Annotated in this window: 21 protein-coding genes; 10 read left to right on the top strand and 11 right to left on the bottom strand. The window is 30.8% G+C overall.

The window, feature by feature from the left end; genetic code table 11:
- Window positions 1–62: 62 nt before the first annotated feature.
- The 4 genes from tig to Q0945_RS04950 all read right to left on the bottom strand — a co-directional run bounded on the left by tig (window position 63) and on the right by Q0945_RS04950 (window position 3,470).
- Window positions 63–1,385, bottom strand: coding sequence for a trigger factor (tig, locus tag Q0945_RS04965; RefSeq protein ID WP_299431420.1), 1,323 nt, complete (start codon window positions 1,383–1,385; stop codon window positions 63–65).
- A gap of 199 nt (window positions 1,386–1,584) precedes the next feature.
- Complete coding sequence (locus Q0945_RS04960) at window positions 1,585–1,929, bottom strand: phage holin family protein (RefSeq protein ID WP_299431417.1); 345 nt, start codon at window positions 1,927–1,929, stop codon at window positions 1,585–1,587.
- A gap of 54 nt (window positions 1,930–1,983) precedes the next feature.
- Window positions 1,984–2,760 carry an alpha/beta fold hydrolase gene (locus Q0945_RS04955; protein ID WP_299431414.1) on the bottom strand — a complete coding sequence of 259 codons (777 nt, stop codon included), beginning with the start codon at window positions 2,758–2,760 and terminating at the stop codon, window positions 1,984–1,986.
- The gene (locus Q0945_RS04950) at window positions 2,757–3,470 is read right to left on the bottom strand and encodes a pyridoxine 5'-phosphate synthase (protein WP_299431411.1); all 714 of its coding nucleotides are present in this window, start codon (window positions 3,468–3,470) and stop codon (window positions 2,757–2,759) included. Before Q0945_RS04950 ends, Q0945_RS04955 begins: the two co-directional genes overlap by 4 nt.
- A 92-nt stretch (window positions 3,471–3,562) precedes the next feature.
- On the opposite strand from Q0945_RS04950, the gene Q0945_RS04945 reads away from it, so the two are divergent.
- The 7 genes from Q0945_RS04945 to Q0945_RS04915 all read left to right on the top strand — a co-directional run bounded on the left by Q0945_RS04945 (window position 3,563) and on the right by Q0945_RS04915 (window position 10,859).
- Window positions 3,563–4,219, top strand: a complete 657-nt coding sequence (locus Q0945_RS04945) for a CBS domain-containing protein (RefSeq protein WP_299431408.1) — start codon at window positions 3,563–3,565, stop codon at window positions 4,217–4,219.
- Window positions 4,220–4,222: 3 nt separating this feature from the next.
- Window positions 4,223–5,104, top strand: coding sequence for an NAD kinase (locus Q0945_RS04940; RefSeq protein WP_299431405.1), 882 nt, complete (start codon window positions 4,223–4,225; stop codon window positions 5,102–5,104).
- A 115-nt stretch (window positions 5,105–5,219) separates the two neighbouring features.
- Window positions 5,220–5,906 (top strand): DUF6089 family protein, encoded by a 687-nt coding sequence (locus Q0945_RS04935; protein WP_299431402.1) that lies wholly within the window; start codon window positions 5,220–5,222, stop codon window positions 5,904–5,906.
- A gap of 103 nt (window positions 5,907–6,009) precedes the next feature.
- Window positions 6,010–6,750, top strand: a complete 741-nt coding sequence (locus tag Q0945_RS04930; protein ID WP_299431399.1) for an isoprenyl transferase — start codon at window positions 6,010–6,012, stop codon at window positions 6,748–6,750.
- Window positions 6,751–6,754: 4 nt separating this feature from the next.
- Window positions 6,755–9,385: a POTRA domain-containing protein gene (locus tag Q0945_RS04925; RefSeq protein WP_299431396.1), complete on the top strand. Its 2,631-nt coding sequence runs from the start codon at window positions 6,755–6,757 to the stop codon at window positions 9,383–9,385.
- Window positions 9,386–9,477: 92 nt separating this feature from the next.
- Window positions 9,478–10,293 (top strand): OmpH family outer membrane protein, encoded by an 816-nt coding sequence (locus Q0945_RS04920; RefSeq protein ID WP_299431394.1) that lies wholly within the window; start codon window positions 9,478–9,480, stop codon window positions 10,291–10,293.
- 56 nt (window positions 10,294–10,349) lie between these two features.
- Window positions 10,350–10,859, top strand: a complete 510-nt coding sequence (locus Q0945_RS04915; protein WP_299431391.1) for an OmpH family outer membrane protein — start codon at window positions 10,350–10,352, stop codon at window positions 10,857–10,859.
- A gap of 65 nt (window positions 10,860–10,924) precedes the next feature.
- Here Q0945_RS04915 and Q0945_RS04910 read toward each other — a convergent pair whose 3' ends face one another.
- From Q0945_RS04910 to gcvP, 4 genes are all read right to left on the bottom strand, one after another.
- Complete coding sequence (locus tag Q0945_RS04910; RefSeq protein WP_299431388.1) at window positions 10,925–11,776, bottom strand: glycosyltransferase family A protein; 852 nt, start codon at window positions 11,774–11,776, stop codon at window positions 10,925–10,927.
- Window positions 11,777–11,787: 11 nt separating this feature from the next.
- The gene (locus tag Q0945_RS04905; RefSeq protein WP_299431385.1) at window positions 11,788–12,318 is read right to left on the bottom strand and encodes a methyltransferase; all 531 of its coding nucleotides are present in this window, start codon (window positions 12,316–12,318) and stop codon (window positions 11,788–11,790) included.
- A 65-nt stretch (window positions 12,319–12,383) separates the two neighbouring features.
- On the bottom strand, window positions 12,384–13,445 hold the full coding sequence (locus tag Q0945_RS04900; protein WP_299431382.1) for a ketoacyl-ACP synthase III: 1,062 nt from the start codon (window positions 13,443–13,445) through the stop codon (window positions 12,384–12,386).
- Between the two features lie 169 nt (window positions 13,446–13,614).
- Window positions 13,615–16,464, bottom strand: coding sequence for an aminomethyl-transferring glycine dehydrogenase (gcvP, locus tag Q0945_RS04895; RefSeq protein ID WP_299431379.1), 2,850 nt, complete (start codon window positions 16,462–16,464; stop codon window positions 13,615–13,617).
- Between the two features lie 140 nt (window positions 16,465–16,604).
- On the opposite strand from gcvP, the gene Q0945_RS04890 reads away from it, so the two are divergent.
- Window positions 16,605–17,423 carry a hypothetical protein gene (locus Q0945_RS04890; RefSeq protein ID WP_299431376.1) on the top strand — a complete coding sequence of 273 codons (819 nt, stop codon included), beginning with the start codon at window positions 16,605–16,607 and terminating at the stop codon, window positions 17,421–17,423.
- Here the strand turns inward: Q0945_RS04890 and Q0945_RS04885 are convergent.
- Window positions 17,406–17,633, bottom strand: coding sequence for a hypothetical protein (locus tag Q0945_RS04885; protein ID WP_299431373.1), 228 nt, complete (start codon window positions 17,631–17,633; stop codon window positions 17,406–17,408). The two genes, Q0945_RS04890 and Q0945_RS04885, sit on opposite strands and share 18 nt — an antisense overlap.
- A gap of 2 nt (window positions 17,634–17,635) precedes the next feature.
- Window positions 17,636–18,190, bottom strand: a complete 555-nt coding sequence (locus Q0945_RS04880; protein ID WP_299432242.1) for a sigma-70 family RNA polymerase sigma factor — start codon at window positions 18,188–18,190, stop codon at window positions 17,636–17,638.
- Between the two features lie 81 nt (window positions 18,191–18,271).
- On the opposite strand from Q0945_RS04880, the gene Q0945_RS04875 reads away from it, so the two are divergent.
- Window positions 18,272–18,622 (top strand): rhodanese-like domain-containing protein, encoded by a 351-nt coding sequence (locus Q0945_RS04875; protein ID WP_299431370.1) that lies wholly within the window; start codon window positions 18,272–18,274, stop codon window positions 18,620–18,622.
- A 189-nt stretch (window positions 18,623–18,811) separates the two neighbouring features.
- Here the strand turns inward: Q0945_RS04875 and Q0945_RS04870 are convergent, their stop codons facing one another.
- Window positions 18,812–19,807: a DUF2927 domain-containing protein gene (locus Q0945_RS04870; RefSeq protein ID WP_299431367.1), complete on the bottom strand. Its 996-nt coding sequence runs from the start codon at window positions 19,805–19,807 to the stop codon at window positions 18,812–18,814.
- 227 nt (window positions 19,808–20,034) lie between these two features.
- Between Q0945_RS04870 and Q0945_RS04865 the strand changes: the two genes are divergently transcribed.
- Window positions 20,035–22,575 carry a hypothetical protein gene (locus tag Q0945_RS04865; RefSeq protein WP_299431364.1) on the top strand — a complete coding sequence of 847 codons (2,541 nt, stop codon included), beginning with the start codon at window positions 20,035–20,037 and terminating at the stop codon, window positions 22,573–22,575.
- Window positions 22,576–22,628 lie beyond the last annotated feature (53 nt).

Raw genomic sequence — 22,628 nt, 5'->3', positions numbered from 1 at the left:
AAAAAAAGGTGCCGAAAATAAATTTCCGGCACCGTAAAGATACTTATTTATTTTATGCAAAACTACCCGTAAACCTCTTTCACAAAGTTTTCGTATGTTACCTCTTTTGTCTTTAAGTTTACTTTTTCTTTATAAAGAGAAAGTAGCTTTTGACTCATTAACTGTTCTGATAATCTTTTTACTTCGTCTTGGTTGCTTAAAACTCTAGTAGCAATATTATCTAATTCTTCTTCTTTTGGGTCTAATTGCCCAAATTGTGCCATTTGACTTTTAATAAATCCTTTAGCAAATTCTTTTAACTCCTCCATTTGAATTTGAATATCATTGTCTTTAATGATTTTCCCTTCAATTAGTTGGTAGCGTAATCCTTTTTCAGATTTTTCAAACTCTTCAGCAGCTTGTTCCTCTGTTAACGGTTTTTCTCCCGTAGATTGTATCCACTTAGTTAAAAAATTTGTTGGAAGTTCAAATTTTGTATTTTCAATGAAGTATTCAGTAACGTCATTAAGCAATTTTTGGTCTGCTTGTTGCTCAAATTGTTTTTCTGAATCTTCTTTTATTTTTTCTTTTAATTCTTTTTCAGAAGTAACTGTGTCTTTTCCAAAAAGTTTGTCAAATAACTCTTGGTCTAATTTAGCAGGTTCTCTTTCATTTATTTCTTCAATAGTAAAAGTAACTTCTGTATTTAAGTCTTTAGCTTTTTCTGCATCAACACCTAAAGTGCTAGCTAATAAATGTTCTTCTTTTAAAAGACCTTTTGTTTTTAAGGTAACAACATCGCCAACTTTTTTACCAACTAAACTATCAATAGCTTTTTTAGCTTTTAATTTATCTAGTTCTAGTGTGCTTTTGTTCTCTATAGCTTCTTCTTCATTAGAGAAAGTACCAGTTACTTCGTCTTTTTTACCTGCCTCTTCTTTGCTAACTAATTTTCCGTACTGCTTAGTAATACGTTCTATTTGTTCGTTAACCATTTTGTCATCGGCAACAATTTTGTAGCTAGTAATTGCTTTCTTTGTTTTTAAAGCAACATCAAAACTAGGCGCTAGTCCTAATTCAAACTCAAAATTAAAATCGTCCTTATCCCAATCAAAACTTTCTTGTTGTTTTGGTAGTGGATTTCCAAGAACATCTAACTTCTCTTCGGTAAGATATTTGTTAAGGTTTTCTTGAATAAGTTTATTTACTTCGTCTACTAAAACAGCTTTACCATATTGCTTTTTAATAAGTCCCATAGGTACTTGGCCTTTTCTAAAACCAGGGATATTTGCTTGTTTTCTGTAATCTTTTAAAATACTCTCTACTTTGTCTTGGTAGTCGTCCTTAGTAATGGCAACTTTTACAACAGCATTTAAATCGTCTATCTGCTCTTTTGTGATGTTCATTCTTGAATCTATTTTTGCATAAATAAAATGGTGTGCAAAAGTACTATAATTTATAAAGCCTCACAACTTTTTAAACTACTGAATTTCAAACCTTAAACTTCGGCTTTATTTGCTCGATAATTGAGATTTAAATACGAAGGGCTTGTTGGTAATTTAAAAGCTTGTTTTCTCGTAAATATATCTTGGGAATATCTAAGGGTTATTTACTTTCTTTAAGTAAAGAGAAAAGTATGGATTGTAGAAAAGATAAAAGTAAACTAAATAGTACTGCAGACCAGAAGCTAGTTACGTGAAAACCATCAATTAAATTGTCTGCTAAAAAGATAATAATAGCATTAATTACGAGCAGAAATAGCCCTAAAGTTAGTATGGTAACTGGTAAAGTGAATATTACTAATATAGGTTTTACTATAAAATTAAGTAGACTAAGAACAATTGCTACAATAATAGCGGTAATGTAATTGTCTACTTGTACATTTGGTAAAAGGTTGGATAAAACTATTACAGCTAATGCACTTAAAAGTGTTCTTAGTATTAATTTCATAGTTATTTTAAATAAGGTGTAATTCTTACTAAATATAGGAATTATTAATGGTTTCTACTTATGGTTTAAAAAAATACTGGATTTAGAAAAAAACTGTTTAGGGTTTTCGGCATGAAGCCAATGACCAGCATTATCTATGGTTTCTATAGTTGCTTTAGGAAAATGTAGTTTAATTTGAGGAAAATCATTTGGCATTATATATTCTGATTTATCTCCTCTTAAGAATAAAGTATCTCCATTAAAAACATCTAAGTTACTAACGTTTTCTCCTATTTCTTCCATTTTAGTGCTTAAAACTTTTAAGTTAAACCTAAAGCCTAATTTGCCTTTTTCTTCCCAATAGAGATTTTTAAGTAAAAATTGGCGTGTACCAAAATCTGGCATATACTTTTCTAGAGCTAGGTCTGCTTCTTTTCTAGATGCAATCTTTTCTATAGAAATGGCATTTAAGCTTTCTATGATATTTTCATGGTGCGGAGGGTAAAATTTAGGAGCTATATCTGCAATTATTAACTTTTTTACCATTTCAGGGTAAGAACACGCAAATTGCATAGCGGTTTTGCCTCCCATAGAATGACCTATTATAAATGTAATTTGTATGTTATGATAGTCAAGATAATTTTTTAAATCTGCAGCTAAAATGTCATAATTAAACTCCTCAGAATGAAAACTTTTCCCATGATTTCGTTGGTCTATTAAATGAACCTGAAAACCTTCTTCTGCATAATTACTACCTAATGTTTTCCAATTATCAGACATGCCTAAAAAACCATGCAAAATACATAAAGGTTGTCCTTCTCCTATTATTTTGGAATGTAATATTTTACTCATTTTAATTTGTTTAAATACATGTTTACAACATTTTCTAATCCTAAATAAAGTGATTCGCTTATTAAAGCATGCCCAATAGACACTTCTAATAAGTTAGGAATATTTTCTTTAAAATATTTTATATTGTCTAAACTTAAATCGTGTCCTGCATTAATACCTAGCCCTAATTTATTAGCTAATATAGCTGCATTCGTAAAAGGCTTTATGCCTTCTAGATTTTTTTTAGCATAATCATCTGCATAACTTTCTGTATATAATTCAATACGATCTGCTCCAACTTTTGCAGCGCCTTCAATCATTTTAGAAACAGGGTCTACAAAAATAGAAGTTCTAATATTGTTGTTTTTAAAAGTGGAAATTACATCACTCAAAAAAGATTCATTTTTAATAGTATCCCAACCAGCGTTAGAAGTTATTGCATCTATGGCATCTGGCACTAGGGTAACTTGCGTGGGTTTGGTTAGTAAAACTAAATCTATAAATTTTTGAATTGGGTTACCTTCAATATTATATTCGGTGGTCACAATTTCTTTTAAATCTATAGCGTCTTGGTAGCGAATATGCCTTTCATCTGGTCTAGGGTGTATGGTAATGCCTTCTGCTCCAAAATTCTCAATATCCTTAGCTACTTTTAATAAATTAGGAACATTTCCTCCACGAGAATTTCTTAGAGTTGCTATTTTATTTATGTTAACACTTAACTTAGTCATAGATATTATTTTAATTTAAAGCAGAGCAAAAATACAAATTAGGCATGCCTTTTGATATTTTAAATTAGTATTTTGCGTTATATTTTAAAGATATGCAGATTCAAACTCACATATTAACAAACATTCCTGTTTTTAAAGTAGAAGATTCTTTAAAAGCAGTGGTTAAATTTTTTAAGAATACAACTTTTTCTCACGTAGCAGTTATAGAAAAAGGAAAGTTTTTAGGTGTCTTAAGTGAAGATGATTTAGAAAACTTAAAAGTAGATGAAAAAATAGAAGGATATAGGTATGGTTTAGATAACTTTTTTACTCGTAAAGACGCTAATTGGTTAGATGTTTTAGAAGGTTTTGCTCGTAACGAAGCAAATTTATTACCTGTTCTCGGAGAAAACGAAGAGGTTCTTGGTTATTACGATTTAACAGATGTAGTTGGAGTTTTTATAGATACGCCTTTTTTTACAGAACCTGGGAATATTTTAGTAGTAGCAAAAGGAACCAAAGATTATTCTTTTAGTGAAGTTGCTCAGATAGTAGAGAGTAATAATGCAAAATATATTGGTGGTTTTATTACAGGAATGATGAATGATGTAGTACAAATAACCATAAAAATAAGTACGGAAAACTTTAGTGATGTAGTACAAACTTTCAGAAGGTACAATTACAATATAGTTTTTGGGAATAGTGATGATAAATTTTTGGAAGATTTAAAAGAACGTTCCAATTATTTGGATAAATACTTAAATGTTTAAGAAATGAAAGTTGCCATTTATGGTCAAACATATCAAGACAATGCCATAGAGTACGTGTTGGAATTGGTAGAAGAGCTTCATAAGCAATCTGCCGAAATTTATTTTGAAGAAGAATTTCATTCTTTATTATTGTCAAAAACAGCATCTAAAACATATAAAACTTTTACAGCAGAGGCAGGTTTAGATTCTTCATTTGAAATGTTTGTAAGTTTTGGAGGAGACGGCACAATTTTAAGGGCAACAACCTATGTTCGTGATTTAGGAATTCCTATAGTTGGTGTAAATACCGGTAGGTTAGGTTTTTTGTCTACATTTAAAAAAGAGGATGTTAAAAAGGTTGTAAAAGAGTTTGTTCAAGGGGCGTATACTATTGTAGAACGAAGTTTGTTAGAAATAAAAGCCAAAGGTTATGAGAATGAATTTCAAGATTTAAATTTTGCTTTAAATGAAATTACAGTAAGTAGAAAAGATACAACATCTATGATTACGGTAGAAACACATTTAAACGATGAATATTTAACTTCTTATTGGGCAGATGGTCTAATAGTTTCTACACCAACCGGCTCTACAGGTTACTCTTTAAGTTGTGGAGGTCCTGTTATTGTTCCTACAGCAAAATCGTTAGTTTTAACGCCAATTGCACCACATAATTTAAATGCAAGGCCATTAGTAATTTCAGATAACACGGTAATAAGATTAAAGGTTTCAGGTAGAGAAGAGAATCATTTAGTGTCTTTGGATTCTAGAATTGCTTCTGTGGAAAATGAAACCGAAGTTGAAATTAGAAAGGCCAATTTTACAGTAAAAATGATTGAGTATACTTCTGAAAGTTTCCTGAAAACACTTCGTAATAAATTATTGTGGGGAGAAGATAAAAGAAATTGAGAAGCTTGTAAAACAATAAATGCCTTTAAAAGCTGTTTATCTTGAGAGAACAGAACAAGAACAATTTTATAGTCTAAGCTATTGAAATTGTTATATTTGCAAACTTTTAAATTTTATGAAGAGAATTATTTTTGTAATCTTCGCTATTACTTGTTTAGGATTAAATGCGCAAACCTATGAGGTTGGGGTGTTTGCTGGTGGCGCTAACACTATTGGAGACGTTGGTAGAACAAGTTATTTAGTCCCTTCTGGCTTAGCTTATGGAGGTCTTTTTAAGTGGAATGTAAGTAAAAGATATGCTTGGCGAGCAAGCATTATTCGTGGTAGTTTTACAGCAGACGATTCTAAATCTAATATGACATCAAGACAGCAAAGAGGATATGTAGTAGATAATTCTGTTTTAGAAGCTTCCTTAGGATTAGAATTTAATTTTGTAGACTATAATTTACATAAATTAGGGCCGGCATTTACCCCTTATTTATATACTGGGTTTACTTATTTTAGATACGATTACAGCTATTTTAATAGTGGTATTTTGCAAGAAATTAACCAAAAAGATGGAGCATTAGCTATACCAATGACAGTTGGTTTTAAGTATCGTATTAGTCAAATGCTTATTTTTGGCGCAGAAATTGGAGCTAGGTATACTTTTACAGATAATTTGGATGCCAGTAATCCTAAAGGTTCAAATTTTGAGCCATTTAGATTTGGAAATATTTTTAGTGATGATTGGTACGTGTTTTCAGGGGTTACATTAACCTATACTTTTGGAAGAAAACCATGTGGCGATTGTTTTGAATAATAACTTTTAAGGGAAGCCTAAAATGTATATATGAGAAAGTAACCTTTAAAATTAGAGAGAATTCTCAAAGCATTTAAATCTCAATTATCGAGTAAAACTATACATGAGCACTATAGAAGAAATAAAAGGCCAACAATTACCATCCCATTTAGCAATAATAATGGATGGCAATGGTAGATGGGCAAAGCAAAAAGGGAAATTGCGTGTTTTTGGTCATGAAAACGGAATAAAAACTGTAAGAAGAACAGTAGAGAGTTGTGTAAAAATAGGCATAGAGTATTTAACTTTATATACTTTTTCTACAGAAAACTGGAATAGACCTAAGTTAGAGGTTGAGATGCTAATGCGCTTATTAGTAAGTTCCTTGAAAAAAGAATTAAAGACTTTTTTACAAAATAATGTTAAATTAAATACAATTGGAGATGTTAACGCTTTGCCAGTAAAAGTGCGTAAAGAGCTCCAAGAAGTAATGGCAAAAACGGAGGGTAATACAGGAATGACATTGACCCTTGCATTAAGCTACGGCTCTCGTGAAGAGATAAAAAATGCAGTGCAACAAATAGCCATCAAAGTTAAAAATAATATAATTTCTCCAGAAAATATTGATGAAACCATTATAAATACTCATCTTTACACGCAAAATTTACCAGACGTAGATCTTCTTATAAGAACTAGTGGGGAACAACGTATAAGTAATTTTTTACTTTGGCAAATTGCATACGCGGAATTATATTTTATTGATGTATTTTGGCCAGATTTTACTGAAGAACATTTAGTAGAGGCACTTAAAAATTATCAGAACAGAGAACGAAGATTTGGAAAAACTAGCGAACAACTTAACTAGCAATATGTATAAGGGCATATTCCTAAAACCCTTTTTTACCATCCTATTTAGTATTATTACAAGCTTGGGCTTTGCGCAAGAAACCGCTTCTTATGAAGATGGTAAAAAGTATATATTAGGAGGTTTAAAAGTAACTGGCTTGCAAAGCTATAATGAGCAAACAGTTAAAACGTATACAGGATTAAGAGAAGGGCAACCTATAACGCTTCCTGGAGAGCAAATAAGTGCTATAATTAATAAATTATGGGGGTTAGAGCTATTTAGTGAAATAGACTTTTATATCACAAATATAGTAGAAGATAAAGTTTATTTAACCCTAAACATTATAGAAAGACCTACCTTATCTAAAATAACGGTTTACGGAGTTAAGAAAAGAAAAACAGATGAAATTCTTAAGGATACAGACCTTAAAAAAGGAAAGAAAATAACGCAAAGTTTAATAGCGAATTCTAAAAACTACTTGCAGAATAAATACAAGAAAAAAGGGTATTTAAACGCAAATGTTACCATTGCTACAGCAAAAGATACATCAGAAACCAATGCCCAGAGCATGGTGGTAAATGTAAAGAAAGGTGATAAGGTAAAGATAAAAGACATTGTTTTTGAAGGCAATAAAGAAATGTCTTCAAAAAGATTAAGAAGAGCACTTAAGAAAACTAAAAAGAAGCAACTTGGACGTTTTTGGAAAAAATCTAAATTTATAAAAGAAGATTATAAAAACGATTTATCCTTATTAGTAGATAAGTTTGCTGAAAATGGATATAGAGACGCTCGTATAATCTCAGATTCTATTCAGAAAGTAGATGAGAATAATATTATAATAAAACTAAAAGTAGAAGAAGGTAATAAATATTACTTTGGAGATATAGACTTTGTTGGTAATAGTGTTTATACAGATAGACAATTAAGTAGAGTTTTAGGAATTAAAAAAGGCGCAACTTATAATGGTGTACTATTAAGAGAGCGTATTGCAGATGACTCTAAACCAGATGCTCAAGATGTAACAAGCCTTTATCAAAATAATGGGTATTTATTTTCTAGTATAAATCCAGTAGAGGTTTCTGCAGAGAATGATACTATTAATTTTGAGATACGTATTATAGAAGGTAAAGAAACTTTCTTAGATCACATTACGGTAAATGGTAATGATAAAACCAATGACCATGTAATATTTAGAGAATTAAGAACAAGACCTGGTCAACGTTATAATAAGTCTGACATTATTAGAACAATAAGAGAATTAGGACAATTAGGTTATTTTGATGCAGAACAAGTAAAACCAGATATTATTAACCCGGATCCAAATGCTGGTACGGTAGATATAGCTTATAGTTTAGTAGAATCTGGATCTAGCCAAATAGAACTACAAGGTGGTTATGGCGGTGGTGGTTTTATAGGAACATTAGGACTTTCTTTCAGTAATTTTTCTATAAAGAACTTATTTAAAGGAAAAGAATATAAACCTGTTCCAATGGGAGATGGGCAAACTTTTGCTTTGCGTGTACAAGCCAGTAGAACCTTTAGAGTGTATAGTTTAAATTTTGCAGAACCCTGGTTAGGTGGTAAAAAACCAGTACGTTTTAATATGTCTTTATCTAGAACACAACAATTTAGAGCTTCATTTGGGAACAACGGAAGAGTGCAAGTAGATAAAAATCAGCAATTCTCTATAACAGGTATTACGGCAGGTTTGGCAAAAAGGGTGCAATGGCCAGATGATTTCTTTACCATATCACACTCTTTAAGTTACCAATTATACGATTTTAAGAATTATAGATTACAAGGTTTATTTAATTTTGGAAATGGTAAATCTAATTCTATAGCCTATACTTTGGGTATTTCTAGAAATGCTACCTCTGGGGGTAGAATTTTCCCAAGAGGAGGTTCTAACTTTGAAATTACAGCAAAATTCACACCACCATTTTCTTTAATAAATGGGAAAGATTATAAATCTTTATTAAAAGCAGAAGATGTAAGAGACCCATCTTCAGATGGTGGTACAGCAATTACTGCTGCTGAGGATAACCAATTAAAGAAAGACGATCAAGAACGTTTTAAATGGCTAGAGTATTACAAAGTTAAATTTAAAGGAGATTGGTATACAACTTTATTAGGTAGTGCGGATCATTCTTTAGTTTTACGTACTAATGCAGAGTTTGGGTTTTTAGGTAATTACAATAGCTCTGTAGGTAATGTTCCTTTTGAGCGTTTTTATGTTGGTGGGGATGGTTTAGGAAACTTTACTTTAGATGGTAGAGATGTGGTACAGTTAAGAGGATACGAAAATCAATCTTTAACTCCATATACAACTAATTTACTTACTGGTAATTTAGATCAAGAAGGGGCGTTAGTGTATAATAAATTCTCCATGGAATTAAGATATCCGTTAACCTTAAAGCCTTCTGCATCTATCTATGGTTTAGTATTTTTAGAAGCGGGTAATGCTTTCAACAATTTTCAAGACTTTAATCCGTTTGAGTTAAAACGATCGGCTGGTGCAGGATTGCGTATTTTCATGCCAGCATTTGGTTTACTAGGTATAGACTTTGGGTACGGATTTGATTCTGATGCACAATCTCCAGGAACCGGTGCTCACGGATGGGAAACACACTTCATAATTGGTCAACAGTTTTAATTTAAAACATAATGCTAAATTCTAAATCGTTCATTTCTATGGTTTTAGTATTTTTGGCACGATATTTTCAATAAGATAAAACGATATCAATAATGAAATTAAAAATAAAAGTTTTTTTAGTATTAGTTGCAGGTTTGTTTTCTATTTGTGTAACAGCACAAAGAGGTGTTAGAATTGCTTATGTAGATATGGAATACATTTTAGAAAATGTAGAAGAGTATAGAGACGCTACATCGCAATTAGAAACTAAAGTGCAAAAATGGAAAGTACAAATAGAACAAAAGCGTAGTGTTGTAGAGCAAATGAAAAAAGACCTTATGGCAGAAAAAGTATTGCTAACTGAGGAGCTTATTGCAGAAAGAGAAGAGGAAATACAAATACTAGAAAAAGAAATGATAGAGTACCAACAAGATCGTTTTGGTCCTCAAGGAGATTTAGTTTTACAAAAAAGACAGCTTATACAGCCTATACAAGATCAAGTTTTTAATGAGGTACAGACTATAGGAACAAATAAAAAGTACGATTTTATTTTTGATAAATCTGCGGATGTTGTAATGTTGTATTCTCAAAAAAGACACGATATTAGCGATTTAGTTTTAAGAGGTATTGCAAGAACAAGAAAAATTAGCAAACCTAAAAAGAAAGTAGCTAGAAGACTAGCGGATGATTTTGATAGTAAAGAAGAATTAGAAAAAGAAATTAGCGATGAGCTAAAGGAAAGACAAGCAAAAGCTGAGCAAGCAAGTGAAGCAAGAGCAAAGTCTGCAGATGAAAAAAGAGCAGAGCAACTTAAATTGCGTGAAGAACGTAAAAAAGCATACGAAGAAAGAAGAAAAAAATTATTAGAAGAAAGAGAAGCTAAGAAAAAAGCAAAACAAGAAGAACGTAACACAGAAGAAGAAAACTAATTTTAATAACAAAAATTTAGTACCATTAATTAACACTCAAATAGAAATTGAAAATCATGAAACAAGTAAAGAAAATAGCTGTAGCATTAGTATTATTTATAGCAGCAACAAGTTTTGTAAACGCACAAAGTAAAGTAGCGCATATAGATGTAACACAATTGTTATCTCAAATGCCAGAAATGAAAACTGCAGAGGCAGAACTTAAAAAGTTGCAAGAAACTTATAATGCAGATATACAAGCTTCCATGACAGAGTTGCGTAATAAGTTTACGCAGTATCAAAACGAAGCTGCTTCTAAATCTAAAGAAGAAAATGATAAAAGAGCTGTAGAGTTACAAGGATACGAGAAAAGTATTGGTGAAGCACAACAGGCTGCACAACAAGAATTCCAGAAAAAACAAGCAGAGTTATTTGCTCCAATTTCTGAAAAAGCTAAAGCTGCAATAGAAAAAGTAGCTGCTGCGCAAGGTTACGACTATGTAATAGATGCGCAAGCTGGTGGTGGTTTAATCGTTGCCAAAGGAAAAGATCTTTTAGTAGATGTTAAAAAGGAATTAGGTTTCTAAAAACATTACTCTATAATTTATTAAAAAACCATCCTACATTAGGATGGTTTTTTTTATACTACAATTTAGAATAATTTTTGTTTAATTTTTTTCCATCTAAGTTTTCTTATGAAGTCTCCTTCTTCTTTAGAAACTAAAAAAGGGACTTTTTCTTTTTTAGCATTTCTATATCCCTCAAGATTATGAAAAAAAGTAGCGCTTTTTTTCTGTTTTAAGGCCATTTTTAATGAAGCAATTATAGTGATCCAAAAACCATAGCGTAATGCGTGCATGGCTTTTCCTTGCAGTAACTTTGCTTTTTTGTTGTAAGCACCACCAGTAGGTCTTAAATGTTTAACCTGTAGTTGATCTTTAGTATATATTTCAAAGCCATGGTATTGTGCTAATAACTCATCTACCGTATCCCAACCCATGGCATTTTTAAGCCCTTTAATGGCTTTAAAACAAGTTTTAGAGTATGCTTTAAAAGCGCCACGTACATGGTCTTTATTCATGGGGTGATTTAAAAGCCATTCGCCATCTTTAGTTTCTTCATATGCAAATCCTCCAGCAATACCAACTTTAGGATTGGTTTTAAATATATGGGCTATAGTTTCAAAATAATTTTCTGGGAGAATAATATCAGCATCTAACTTAACAATAAAATCATAAGAGTTATCTAGTAACTCTAGTCCTTTATTAAAAGCATTTATAACTTTACTACCAGGCATGTGCTCTTTAGAAGAAGTGGTATTTAGCTTTGTAATAAAATTGTGTTTAGAAATATAAATTTCGATAATTTCTTCTGTCTTGTCAGTAGAGTTGTCATTTACAAGGATTACTTTTTTTGGGCGTAGAGATTGTTTTAAAATAGAATCTAACGTATAAGAAATATACTGTTCTTCATTATGAGCGGGTATTACTATATAATAATCCATAATGCAGACTTTTAAATTTGTTTTATTTTTTCTGCATATACAATGTAGTATCTAGGAGTAAAATAACGTAAAAGAGGCCTAATTCCAATTTTTTTAACAGGGTTGGTCCATTTTGCGCTATCTTTTATTTGCCAACCCGCTTTTTCTAAAAGCCAATCAAATTGCCAATCTTCAAACTCATGGTAATGTCTGTCCCAAGGGTCTGTTTTACTTTGGTAAGCAGGGGAAAACCATAAACGCATTGGTATACTTGCCACTAATTTATCTGCTTTAATTTCTTTTAAGATAGTAAGCGGATTTAGTAAGTGTTCAAAAATTTCAAAAGCAGTTACTACTTCTGCATTAGAGGTTGTAAGGCTAGAGAAATCAATATCTATATCTTCTCCTTTAGTGTTTTCTACAGAATACCCATTTTCTTTCATAATTTTAGAAAAAGGATTAGGAACCCCTAAATCTAAAATAGACTGGTTAGTGGAAATATGTTTTTCTAAGAATGTTAAGGTGTGTTTAAATCTTTTACTAGGAAAAGTCTTTTCGTACATCTACTATCATTTTTGATATGGTTACGAAGGTAAAAAAATTAGTGTATACTTTACTAGGTGTTTTTTTAAACTCTATATACTATAGCATTAATATTCATTCCAGCACCAACACTAGCAAAAATAACTACATCTCCTTTATTTATATTTTGATTCTCAATTTTATTTTTATTAACCAAATCATATAATGTAGGTATGGTTGCTACAGAACTATTACCAAATTCTTCAATAATCATTGGCATTATTCCTTTTGGAACTTCATCTATGTCATAAAGTTTATAAAAGCGTTCTACTATTGCTTCATCCATTTTTTCATTGGCTTGATGGATAAATATTTTCTTTAAATCTTTGATAGGAATATTTGCGTTATCTAAACAATGTTTCATAGCTACAGGAACATTAGTTAAAGCAAATTCATATATTTTTCTACCAAACATTTTAATATAAAGAGTATCATCTTCTATTTTGGTATTGTACGTTTTACCAAAGAAAAGGTAATTTGCTTCGCCATTTGCATAAGTGGCGGAGTCATGAAAAAGAATCTCTCCTGCATTGGGGCTATTTTCTACAATTGTTGCGCCAGCACCATCCGAATAAATCATAGAATCACGATCATATTTATCTACAATTCTAGATAATGTTTCGGCACCAATTACTAAGCATTTAGTTGCAATTCCACTTTTAATAAAGGCATGTGCTTGTATCATAGCTTGTACCCATCCTGGACATCCAAAAAGAATATCATAAGCCACACATCTAGGATTTTTTATTCCCAACTTATGTTTTACACGGGTTGCTAAACTTGGTAGTGTGTCTCCTTGTATATTACCGTAAGTAACATCTCCAAAATTATGAGCAACAATGATATAATCTAAAGTTTCTTTATCAACTCCAGCATTTTTGATAGCTTTTTCTGAGGCGAAAAATGCTAAGTCTGATGTGTTATGCTCTTTATTAGCATACCTTCTTTCGCTAATTCCAGTAATTGCTTTAAACTTTTTTATTATTATAGGATTTGGGGCTTTTATTATGGTGCCGTCTGAGTTTAAAAATTCATGAGATTCAAAATCTTCATTTTTTGTTATTTGTGTTGGTAAATAACTTCCGGTTCCAGTAATTCCTATAGGCATATTCTTGACTTTTATAGCAAAGCATACAATATAGTTAAAAGTGTATTTTTTATTATGCGTGCATAATAAAAAATACGATAGCCAGTAATCATATTTTAAATATTTAAAAAAATAACAAGCCCTTTTGAATTAACAAAAGGGCTTGTTGTATAGGGCTTTTGACAGTTTTTTATACTTCTGCGTACGCTTCAATAGGAATACAGCTACATATTAAATTACGATCGCCATAAGCATCATCCACTCTTCTAACCGATGGCCAAAATTTATTTTCCTTTACAAAGTCTAAAGGGAAAGCAGCTTTTTGTCTACTATATTCAAAATTCCAACTATCGTTAGTTATCATTTCTAAAGTATGCGGCGCATTTTTTAGAACGTTATCCTTATTCTCAGAATATGCCTCTTCTATTTCTTGTCTTATAGATAGCATTGCATCACAGAAGCGGTCTAATTCTGGTAAGCTTTCACTTTCCGTGGGTTCTATCATCAATGTTCCTGCCACAGGAAAAGAAACCGTAGGAGCATGAAAACCGTAATCCATTAATCTTTTAGCAATATCGGTTACTTCAATGCCATTTTGTTTAAATGGTCTACAGTCTATAATCATTTCATGAGCCGCTCTTCCTTTTTCTCCAGTATATAAAACATCATAACCACTACTTAATCTATTTTTTATGTAGTTAGCATTAAGTATTGCAGTTATTGTAGACTGTTTTAATCCTTTTTCGCCTAACATTTTAATGTAGCTGTAAGATATTAAGCATACTAATGAACTACCCCATGGAGCAGCAGAAATAGCAGAAATTGCTTTAGATCCTCCTGTTTTTATTACTGGGTTAGATGGTAAAAATGGAGCTAATTGTTCTGCAACACATATTGGCCCTACACCAGGACCGCCACCGCCATGCGGAATTGCAAAAGTCTTATGAAGATTTAAGTGGCAAACATCTGCGCCGATGGTTGCTGGGTTAGTAAGACCAACTTGCGCATTCATATTTGCTCCATCCATATAAACTTGTCCACCATGATCATGGATAAGTTTTGTAATTTGTTTAATAGAAGATTCAAAAACCCCATGCGTAGATGGGTAAGTCACCATTAATGCCGATAAATTTTCGGAATGTAGTTTTACTTTTTCTTCTAAATCTGAAACATCAATATTTCCTCTTTCATCTGTTTTAGAGACTATTACTTTCATACCTGCCATTACTGCAGATGCAGGGTTGGTACCGTGCGCTGAAGCTGGAATAATACATATATTCCTATTCGTATCTCCATTAGATTCATGGTAGGCTCTAATAGCCATAAGTCCTGCATATTCTCCTTGCGCACCAGAGTTAGGTTGTAAAGATGTAGCTGCAAAACCAGTAATGATAGAAAGGTCGTTTTCTAGTTCTCTTAATACAATTTGGTAACCTTCTGCTTGTTCTATTGGAGCAAAAGGGTGTATGTTACCCCATTGGTTAGAGCTTAATGGTAGCATTTGCGTTGCCGCATTTAACTTCATAGTACAAGAACCAAGAGAAATCATAGAGTGGTTTAATGCTAAATCTTTACGCTCTAGTTTTTTAATATAACGCATTAACTCTGTTTCGGAGTGATAGGAGTTAAAAACAGGATTCTCTAAAAATGCTGAAGATCGTTGTAGTTCTTGTGCAATTTCTTTTTTATCTATAAAAGAAGTTATCTGGATAGTTTTATTTTCTTTTGCTTCCGAAAAAATAGTTACAATAGTATCTACATCAGCAATAGAAACGCTTTCGTTTAAAGAGATAGAAATTGTATTTGCATCAACATAATAAAAATTAATTTCTTTTTGCTCTGCTAATGGCTTTATTATAGCAGACTCAGCTTTAATAGTAATAGTGTCAAAGAAGCTGGTATTTAATTGTTTATAACCTAATTTCTCTAAATTTGTAGCAAGGGTAACTGCTGCTGCGTGTATTTTGTTAGCAATATATTTTAGGCCTTCTGGGCCATGATACACAGCATACATCCCTGCCATAACAGCTAATAATACCTGAGCTGTACATATGTTAGAGGTAGCCTTATCTCTTTTAATATGTTGCTCTCTAGTTTGTAGCGCCATTCTAAGGGCTTGTTTGCCATCAGTATCTTTAGTAATACCAATTATTCTTCCTGGAATATTACGTTTGTAAGCCTCCTTTGTGGCAAAAAAAGCAGCATGTGGACCACCATAACCTAAGGGAATACCAAAACGCTGTGTTGTACCAACAACAACATCTACACCAAATTCTCCTGGCGGTTTTAATAAGGTTAAACTTAAAATGTCTGCAGCAACTGCAACTTTTATATCCTTTTCATTAGCCTTAGAAACAAAAGAATCAAAGTTATGTACTTGACCATTTTTTCCTGGATATTGTAATAACATTCCAAAGAAATCATTAGTAAAGGTAAACTCTTCATGATTACCAATAACTAATTCTATTCCTAATGGTGTAGAACGCGTTTGTAACAATGATAGCGTTTGCGGTAGTACTTCCTCAGAAACAAAAAACTTTAAGATGTTAGCTTTTTTTTGAGCTCTGCTACGAACATCAAAAAGCATAGTCATAGCTTCTGTTGCTGCAGTACTTTCATCTAAAAGAGAAGCATTCGCAATTTCCATAGCAGTTAAATCGCAAACTACTGTTTGGAAATTTAATAAGGCCTCTAATCTACCTTGCGCTATTTCTGCTTGGTATGGCGTATATGCAGTGTACCATCCTGGGTTTTCTAGTATATTACGCTTAATTACAGAGGGGGTAAGAGATTCATGATATCCTAAGCCAATGTATGACTTAAACACCTTATTTTTATTAGATAGCGCTTCTAAATGATTAAGAAACTCGTGTTCGCTCATTGCAGGAGACAATTGTAAGTCTTGCTTAAGGCGAATATCATCTGGTATTGTTTCGTAAATAAGTTGTTCTAGATTAGTAACACTTATGCTTTGTAGCATGTGTTTGTAATCTTCTTTTTTTATGCCAATATGGCGAGATGCAAATAAGTCTGTTCGCATATTCCGAATTAGTTTTTTTACTTTAAATAGTTTTGCAAAATAAGGAAATTATTTATGGGATTTTAGGACTAGGTAAAGGAAGAATACTAAAGTTTTTAACCAAAAACTAAGGTTATAAACAGTTTAGCTATTTTTGTTAAATGAAGGTAATAAAAACTCTTTTTAATTTTTACTTAGATGCTAGTATTCATGTTGCTATAGCTGTAGTTTCTTTACTTTTAGTGACAGGCTTATTATTTTCTATAAAAATTGATAATCATTTACTGTCTTTTGTTTTTTTTAGTACTATTTGTGGATATAATTTTATAAAATATGGGGTAGAGGCTAAGAAATACATTTTAGTTGCAAATAAATACCACAAAAACATTCAGTTTTTTAGCTTTATAGCTTTAGCTATTGGTATATATAATATCTTTTATTTGCAGTCTAAAACTATTTTAGGCTTATTAGTTTTAATTACTTTAACAGGTTTGTATGCTATTCCTGTTTTACCACATATAAAAAAGTTTAGAGATTTTGGTGGCTTTAAAATTATATCTGTAGCCATGGTTTGGGCAGGAATAACAGTTATTGTTCCTGTTTTGAATATAAATTTACCATTGACTTGGGATATTTGGGTAGAAACATTACAGCGTTTTATTTTAGTTTTAATTCTTCTTATTCCTTTTGAAATACGAGATTTAAAATATGATTCTCCAGAACTTAAAACATTACCGCAACGATACGGAGTTACAAAAAGTAAAATAATAGGTGCTTTTTGGGTACTAATTTTCTTTTTATTAATTTATTTAAAAGACATTATTACAACAATAGATGTTTTAGCAAAAGGTATTTTGTTTTTAACGTTGGGAATTTTAATGTATGTAACTAAAAGAAATCAGAATAAATATTTTGCTTCTTTTTGGGTAGAAAGCATTCCAATATTTTGGTATATATTACTTTTATTTTTTCCCCTCTAATTTATTTTTCATAGCTATTTTGTCATTATCAGACAAAATATGAAGGTTAGCTTTATTACAAAGCGACGTTAATTCTGCATTTTTTTTACTGTGTTTAGAACAAGCCTTACACATAAAAAGATGGAATTTTAATTTTATTTTCTCCATTAAAGAAGCCTCATCATACTGAGCTTTGTTACAAATTACTGCTGCTTTATCACAAGAAATCATACTTAAAACCAATTTTTATTTAAACAATCCATGAGAGCAGTTCTTGCTCTATGAATCATAACCCACAAGTTAGACGGATTAATTTTTAGTTCATTACAAATATCTTCTGTATCTATACCCTGAATTGTTTTCATGACAAAAACTTTAGATTGTTTTTTTGGTAATTTAGAAATGCATAGTTGTATGGCTTCACCCAATTCTTCGTTCTCTAGTACATTGTTATTCATAGTACTAAAAGGGTCTGCTACTTGTTCTTCTAGCCAATCTCCTTCAGAATCACTATTAGAACTATAGTTCATACGAACTTCTGCTTTCCCTTTTTTAGAATTTATTTTTCGGTAATGGTCTATTACTTTTCTTTTAAGGATAGCTATTAACCAAGTACGCTCCGCGGCATCTCCTTTATAATTTTTAGCAGATTTTAATCCTGCAAAAAAAGTTTCTTGTACTAAATCTTTTGCAATTTCTGCATCACTAACCCTAGTAACTGCGTAATTAAAAAGATAATCTGCGTATTTATCTACCCAGATATTTGGATTTAGTTGATGCGGAGCCATTCTATTATTTATTAATACCAAAAGTAAAAGATTTTTATTTAATAAGTTAATTTTGAGTTGTTATGAAACAAAATAAATGTTATGAAATTATTTTTCTTATCTTTTACATTGTTGTTTTTATTTTTCTCTTGTTCACAAAATAAAGCAATACATATCACAGAATTTTCACAAAAAAATATAAATAATGCAATACTTATAGATGTAAGAACACCAATAGAGTATGCTAAAGGGCATTTGAAAAATGCCAAAAACATTAATTGGTTTGATAAGAATTTTGAAGAGCAAGTTAAATCTTTAGATAAAGAAGAAACTATTTATTTATATTGTAAGGCTGGCGGGCGTAGTGCGAAAGCGCAGCAGAGACTTTTAGATATGGGGTATAAAAATGTGATAAACTTAGAAGGAGGTTATTTGGCTTTTGTAGCAAAATAATCTCTTTGTTAGAGTATTTCTTAATCCAAATAATTTATGACCGTGCCTTTTTTAAATCTAAGCCGAGACCGTTGTCTTTAATAGATAAAGTTGTTTTTCCATTACTTACAATAGATTTTATTTTAATTTCAGACGCGCGGTCTGGTTACATATATTTTATGGCTTGAACTTAAAAAAATATAAGCTGTATTAATTTAATAAAATTAAGTTACCTACAGCATTATTTAGCTCTTCTGCAGTTGTTCCTGGAACCATATCTTTGTGGTAAAGAAAACGTATAATTTCTTTTTCTACGTCTAAAAAGTCGTTATTTGGGCTTATAGTAGAGCATAAAAAACTTTTTTCTTCATCACATTTATTAGAGTGTCCAAGCCCTAAAGAATGACCTAGTTCATGTTTTAGTAAAGATTCTATTGGGCTAGATATCCAAATTCTAGAGTTGTTAAGAGCAAGACCAGTTCCAGAACTTATTGCGTAACCATCGTAGGTTTTACCCTCAATAATCTCATGCATATCTGGCCATAAGGTTTCTATTTCTTCTGCATTTCCATAGTATAAATGAACATTGGATTCTGTTTTGGTTTCTACAATTGTAATAGAAAAAGTTCCTAAATTAAATAAAGCATTATATTGGTCTAATACGCTTTGTACCGTTGCTTTATAGTCTGTACTTATAGCGCCATCTAAAAATATTTTCATTGGGGCACCCCATTTTTGAATAGAACTTAGGGCGTTAGAGTCTTCCCATAATGTTAAATATCTAAAATAATCTACAAGCTCTTTTTGCTCTGCTGTTAAAATAGCATATTCCTCTATATTTTCTAAAGTTATAATAATGTCTTCATCTACAATAGTAGTGCCATCAAAAACAGAGATAGTAGCAGAAATACTTGGTGTAGTTTCAAAATCTAGAATGGTATTCTCTCCTATGGTAATTTCTCCGGTGTTTTCATTTATTATTAAATCGGCTTCAGATTGTATAGTATAAGTTAAAGCATCATTATCTTTATCGGTAGCTTTAATAATGCCAATACTGCTTTCAAAAGCAGAATGTTCTTCAATGCTAAAACTTTGATTAGCCGTAAATTCTGGATTGTTATTATCTAAATCATTAGAGTCATTAGTAGAATCTTTACTACATGAAAAGATTAATAAAGAAAAAATTGGGATCATAATTTTTTTCATGATTTTTTATTTGGACGCTAATTTATTCAGCATTTATAACTTAATAATCCCTGTAAATAGGGTTTTTAATTACAACTATTAGGTTTTTTAAAACGGTAGGTTTAGTAATAAAATTGTATTTCTTTAAAATAGAGCTACTATTTTATGGTTATACTATTAAAAATACCTATTTACAGGGATGCTTAACGTTTTTTTTAGGGATATTTTTGTAAAAAATAAAATACAAGATGAAGGTAGTAAAGAGTTTAAAACAATTAATAATAGTTGTAATTGTAGTATTATATAGTACTACTAATTTATTAGCTCAGCAAGACACTTTGTGGTATGACTCTAAATGGAAGAAAACTACAAAAGAAAATGCAAGTTATTACAGGCCACCTGTAAAAGCAGAAGGAATTTTTTTTAGAGTAAAAGATTATTACAAGTCTGGTGTTTTACAAATGAATGCTTTATCTAAATATGTTGATAAAGACTTTTGGGAAGGTAAAGTTACTTGGTATAAAGAAAATGGAAAAGCATACCAAGAAGGTACATATAAAAATAATAAGTTAGATGGAGAATATATAAGTTACATACAAGATAAAAAGATAATTTCTACCTATAAGAATGGCTTATATGTAAGCGGAGAAACAAATTTAAATTACAGTTCTTATTATATTTATTTTAAAGAAATTGAAGATGGTTTTAAGAGAACATATCATAATGGAGATTTAAATGGGCTGCGTTACGAAGAGTATTTAGATAAGGATAACAAAAAAAAATATACGAAGTATTATGATAAAAATGGAAAGCTCTTAGGAGAGTCTAAATATTTATCTAACGGAAATAAAGTAGGTATAGAGGCGTATTATAATTACAATCCATTTTCTATATCTAGTATACAATATTATTCTAAAGGAGGGGCTGTACTAGGTAAATCTGTATATTATAAAAACGGAAATATAAGAGAAAAATTTATTTCGGAACCAAACTACAAAACAATTTATTATACTACTAATGGGAAAGAATTAGGTTCTTTAACCTACAGTATGGTTAACTCTTATTTGAGCCCTAGAAATGGAACACAATATACTTTTAAATCTAATTATTCATACTCAAAAAAGGAAGAAGATTGGCTTTCTTATATTACTGTTTATGAAGAAGGAAAGATTGTAGAGTCTACAGAAAAGTATAAGAATGGAAAAATGAAATCCCTTTTTACATATAAAGATGGCGTTAAGTTGCTAGATATTTTTTATGATGAAGAAGGGAAAGAAAAATCAAGACTAAGTTATAAAGATTACAAAGCTTATAATGGAATACAATATAACAGAGATTCTAAAATAACATATGTAGACGGAGATTTAATTGAAGAGATAAAATACTACCCAGAAACTAAGATTAAATTCATGGTTTCAAAAGATGATTTAAAAACGTATTACAATAAAGAAGGAAAGGTTTTGGGGACCTTAACATTAAGAAGTGGGTCTTACGGATCTCCAGAAGATGGGGTTAAGTATAGTTATTATAATGGTGTTTATGATAGAATAGAAGAATATAAAGCAGGAAGAATAATAAAAGTGACTACTTTAAGAAAAGGGAATAAAGGTGCTTATTATAAAACTATTGAGATATATGATTCTAGCGGTTATAATAAAGAAAAAGAAATAAGATTTTATAGTAATGGAAAGCCGCAAAGTAATACAGATTTTAAAAATTATAAACCAGTCTTAGGGGTTTATTTTAATGAAAAAGGAGAGAAGATTGGTAGCTATGATTTTAAAACGAAAGAAGGAAAACGTTATGAGTTTTTCTACGAATCTGACCAAATAAAAGAAGTTGAAGAAATAAATAACGGTAAGTTAATTAGTGCTCTAACTTATGAAAGAGTTTATAATTATGATAAGAAAGACTATGAATATGTATTAATAAAAGATATAGATAGTTCTAAAGATGCCAAATTTTTTGATAAAGAAGGAAAGTTAATTGCTAAAGCTACTTTTAAAAATGGGGAATTATATAACGGTACTACTTTTGATGCAAAAGATAAGGTCTTGTATACTATAAAAGATGGTAAGAAAAATGGTATTTATAAAAAGTATGATTATAACTCTAATGTGCTAGAAAAAGGTGCTTATAAGAACGATTTAAAAGACGGACTTTTTGTAACCTACAATGCTTCTGGTTCTAAAAAGTCATCTGTAAATTATGTTAATGGAAAACCAGAAGGAGATGCTATTTATTATAAAGGGGATGAAATACTAAGTAAAATGACCTATAAAAATGGCAAGCCTTATAAAGGAAAAGTAACTAATTACAATTCTTATTCAGATACGTATCAAGAAGACACATACGTTGATGGAAGTATAGTAAAATCTATAGATACTAAAAAGGATGGAAAAATTATAACAACATATACTAGCAAAACAAATAAAGAAATTGTTAAGTATAATTTAAATGATAAAAAGGTCTTAACCTATAATTTGCATAATGAAAGTTTAGAAGGAAAAGTTATTGGTTATGATGATGAAGGTAATGTGGAAAGAACAGCAGAATTTGAGAAAGGTAAATTAGTAGCTGGAAAAGTAAAAGTAAAAGGACAATCTTATAACAATCCTTCTAGTTATATTTTTTTAATAAGAACAGATACCACTTTTGCTATAGAACAATATAATGAAGATGGCTTGGAATATAAAGCTTTTGAAAAAGTTGAAAAAGGAATTCGTTTACAACATTTGTATAAGCTAGATTCTAAAACGGAGTATATTTACCATACCGATTTATTATAAGAATTATAAAAGAAGCTCCACTAGTACTACTAGTGGAGCTTCTTTTTAGTAGA

This window comes from uncultured Maribacter sp., from assembly GCF_947500405.1.
GTDB lineage: Bacteria > Bacteroidota > Bacteroidia > Flavobacteriales > Flavobacteriaceae > Maribacter_B.
Note: the sequence above shows the minus strand (reverse complement) of the source record. Positions and strands in the feature narration are given on the sequence as shown.

What these genes read in the sequence shown, in the direction of transcription:
- tig (WP_299431420.1), bottom strand. Translation starts at nt 1,385, where the DNA reads ATGAACATCACAAAAGAGCAGATAGACGATTTAAATGCTGTTGTAAAA.
- Q0945_RS04960 (WP_299431417.1), bottom strand. Translation starts at nt 1,929, where the DNA reads ATGAAATTAATACTAAGAACACTTTTAAGTGCATTAGCTGTAATAGTT.
- Q0945_RS04955 (WP_299431414.1), bottom strand. Translation starts at nt 2,760, where the DNA reads ATGAGTAAAATATTACATTCCAAAATAATAGGAGAAGGACAACCTTTA.
- Q0945_RS04950 (WP_299431411.1), bottom strand. Translation starts at nt 3,470, where the DNA reads ATGACTAAGTTAAGTGTTAACATAAATAAAATAGCAACTCTAAGAAAT.
- Q0945_RS04945 (WP_299431408.1), top strand. Translation starts at nt 3,563, where the DNA reads ATGCAGATTCAAACTCACATATTAACAAACATTCCTGTTTTTAAAGTA.
- Q0945_RS04940 (WP_299431405.1), top strand. Translation starts at nt 4,223, where the DNA reads ATGAAAGTTGCCATTTATGGTCAAACATATCAAGACAATGCCATAGAG.
- Q0945_RS04935 (WP_299431402.1), top strand. Translation starts at nt 5,220, where the DNA reads ATGAAGAGAATTATTTTTGTAATCTTCGCTATTACTTGTTTAGGATTA.
- Q0945_RS04930 (WP_299431399.1), top strand. Translation starts at nt 6,010, where the DNA reads ATGAGCACTATAGAAGAAATAAAAGGCCAACAATTACCATCCCATTTA.
- Q0945_RS04925 (WP_299431396.1), top strand. Translation starts at nt 6,755, where the DNA reads ATGTATAAGGGCATATTCCTAAAACCCTTTTTTACCATCCTATTTAGT.
- Q0945_RS04920 (WP_299431394.1), top strand. Translation starts at nt 9,478, where the DNA reads ATGAAATTAAAAATAAAAGTTTTTTTAGTATTAGTTGCAGGTTTGTTT.
- Q0945_RS04915 (WP_299431391.1), top strand. Translation starts at nt 10,350, where the DNA reads ATGAAACAAGTAAAGAAAATAGCTGTAGCATTAGTATTATTTATAGCA.
- Q0945_RS04910 (WP_299431388.1), bottom strand. Translation starts at nt 11,776, where the DNA reads ATGGATTATTATATAGTAATACCCGCTCATAATGAAGAACAGTATATT.
- Q0945_RS04905 (WP_299431385.1), bottom strand. Translation starts at nt 12,318, where the DNA reads ATGTACGAAAAGACTTTTCCTAGTAAAAGATTTAAACACACCTTAACA.
- Q0945_RS04900 (WP_299431382.1), bottom strand. Translation starts at nt 13,445, where the DNA reads ATGCCTATAGGAATTACTGGAACCGGAAGTTATTTACCAACACAAATA.
- gcvP (WP_299431379.1), bottom strand. Translation starts at nt 16,464, where the DNA reads ATGCGAACAGACTTATTTGCATCTCGCCATATTGGCATAAAAAAAGAA.
- Q0945_RS04890 (WP_299431376.1), top strand. Translation starts at nt 16,605, where the DNA reads ATGAAGGTAATAAAAACTCTTTTTAATTTTTACTTAGATGCTAGTATT.
- Q0945_RS04885 (WP_299431373.1), bottom strand. Translation starts at nt 17,633, where the DNA reads ATGATTTCTTGTGATAAAGCAGCAGTAATTTGTAACAAAGCTCAGTAT.
- Q0945_RS04880 (WP_299432242.1), bottom strand. Translation starts at nt 18,190, where the DNA reads ATGGCTCCGCATCAACTAAATCCAAATATCTGGGTAGATAAATACGCA.
- Q0945_RS04875 (WP_299431370.1), top strand. Translation starts at nt 18,272, where the DNA reads ATGAAATTATTTTTCTTATCTTTTACATTGTTGTTTTTATTTTTCTCT.
- Q0945_RS04870 (WP_299431367.1), bottom strand. Translation starts at nt 19,807, where the DNA reads ATGAAAAAAATTATGATCCCAATTTTTTCTTTATTAATCTTTTCATGT.
- Q0945_RS04865 (WP_299431364.1), top strand. Translation starts at nt 20,035, where the DNA reads ATGAAGGTAGTAAAGAGTTTAAAACAATTAATAATAGTTGTAATTGTA.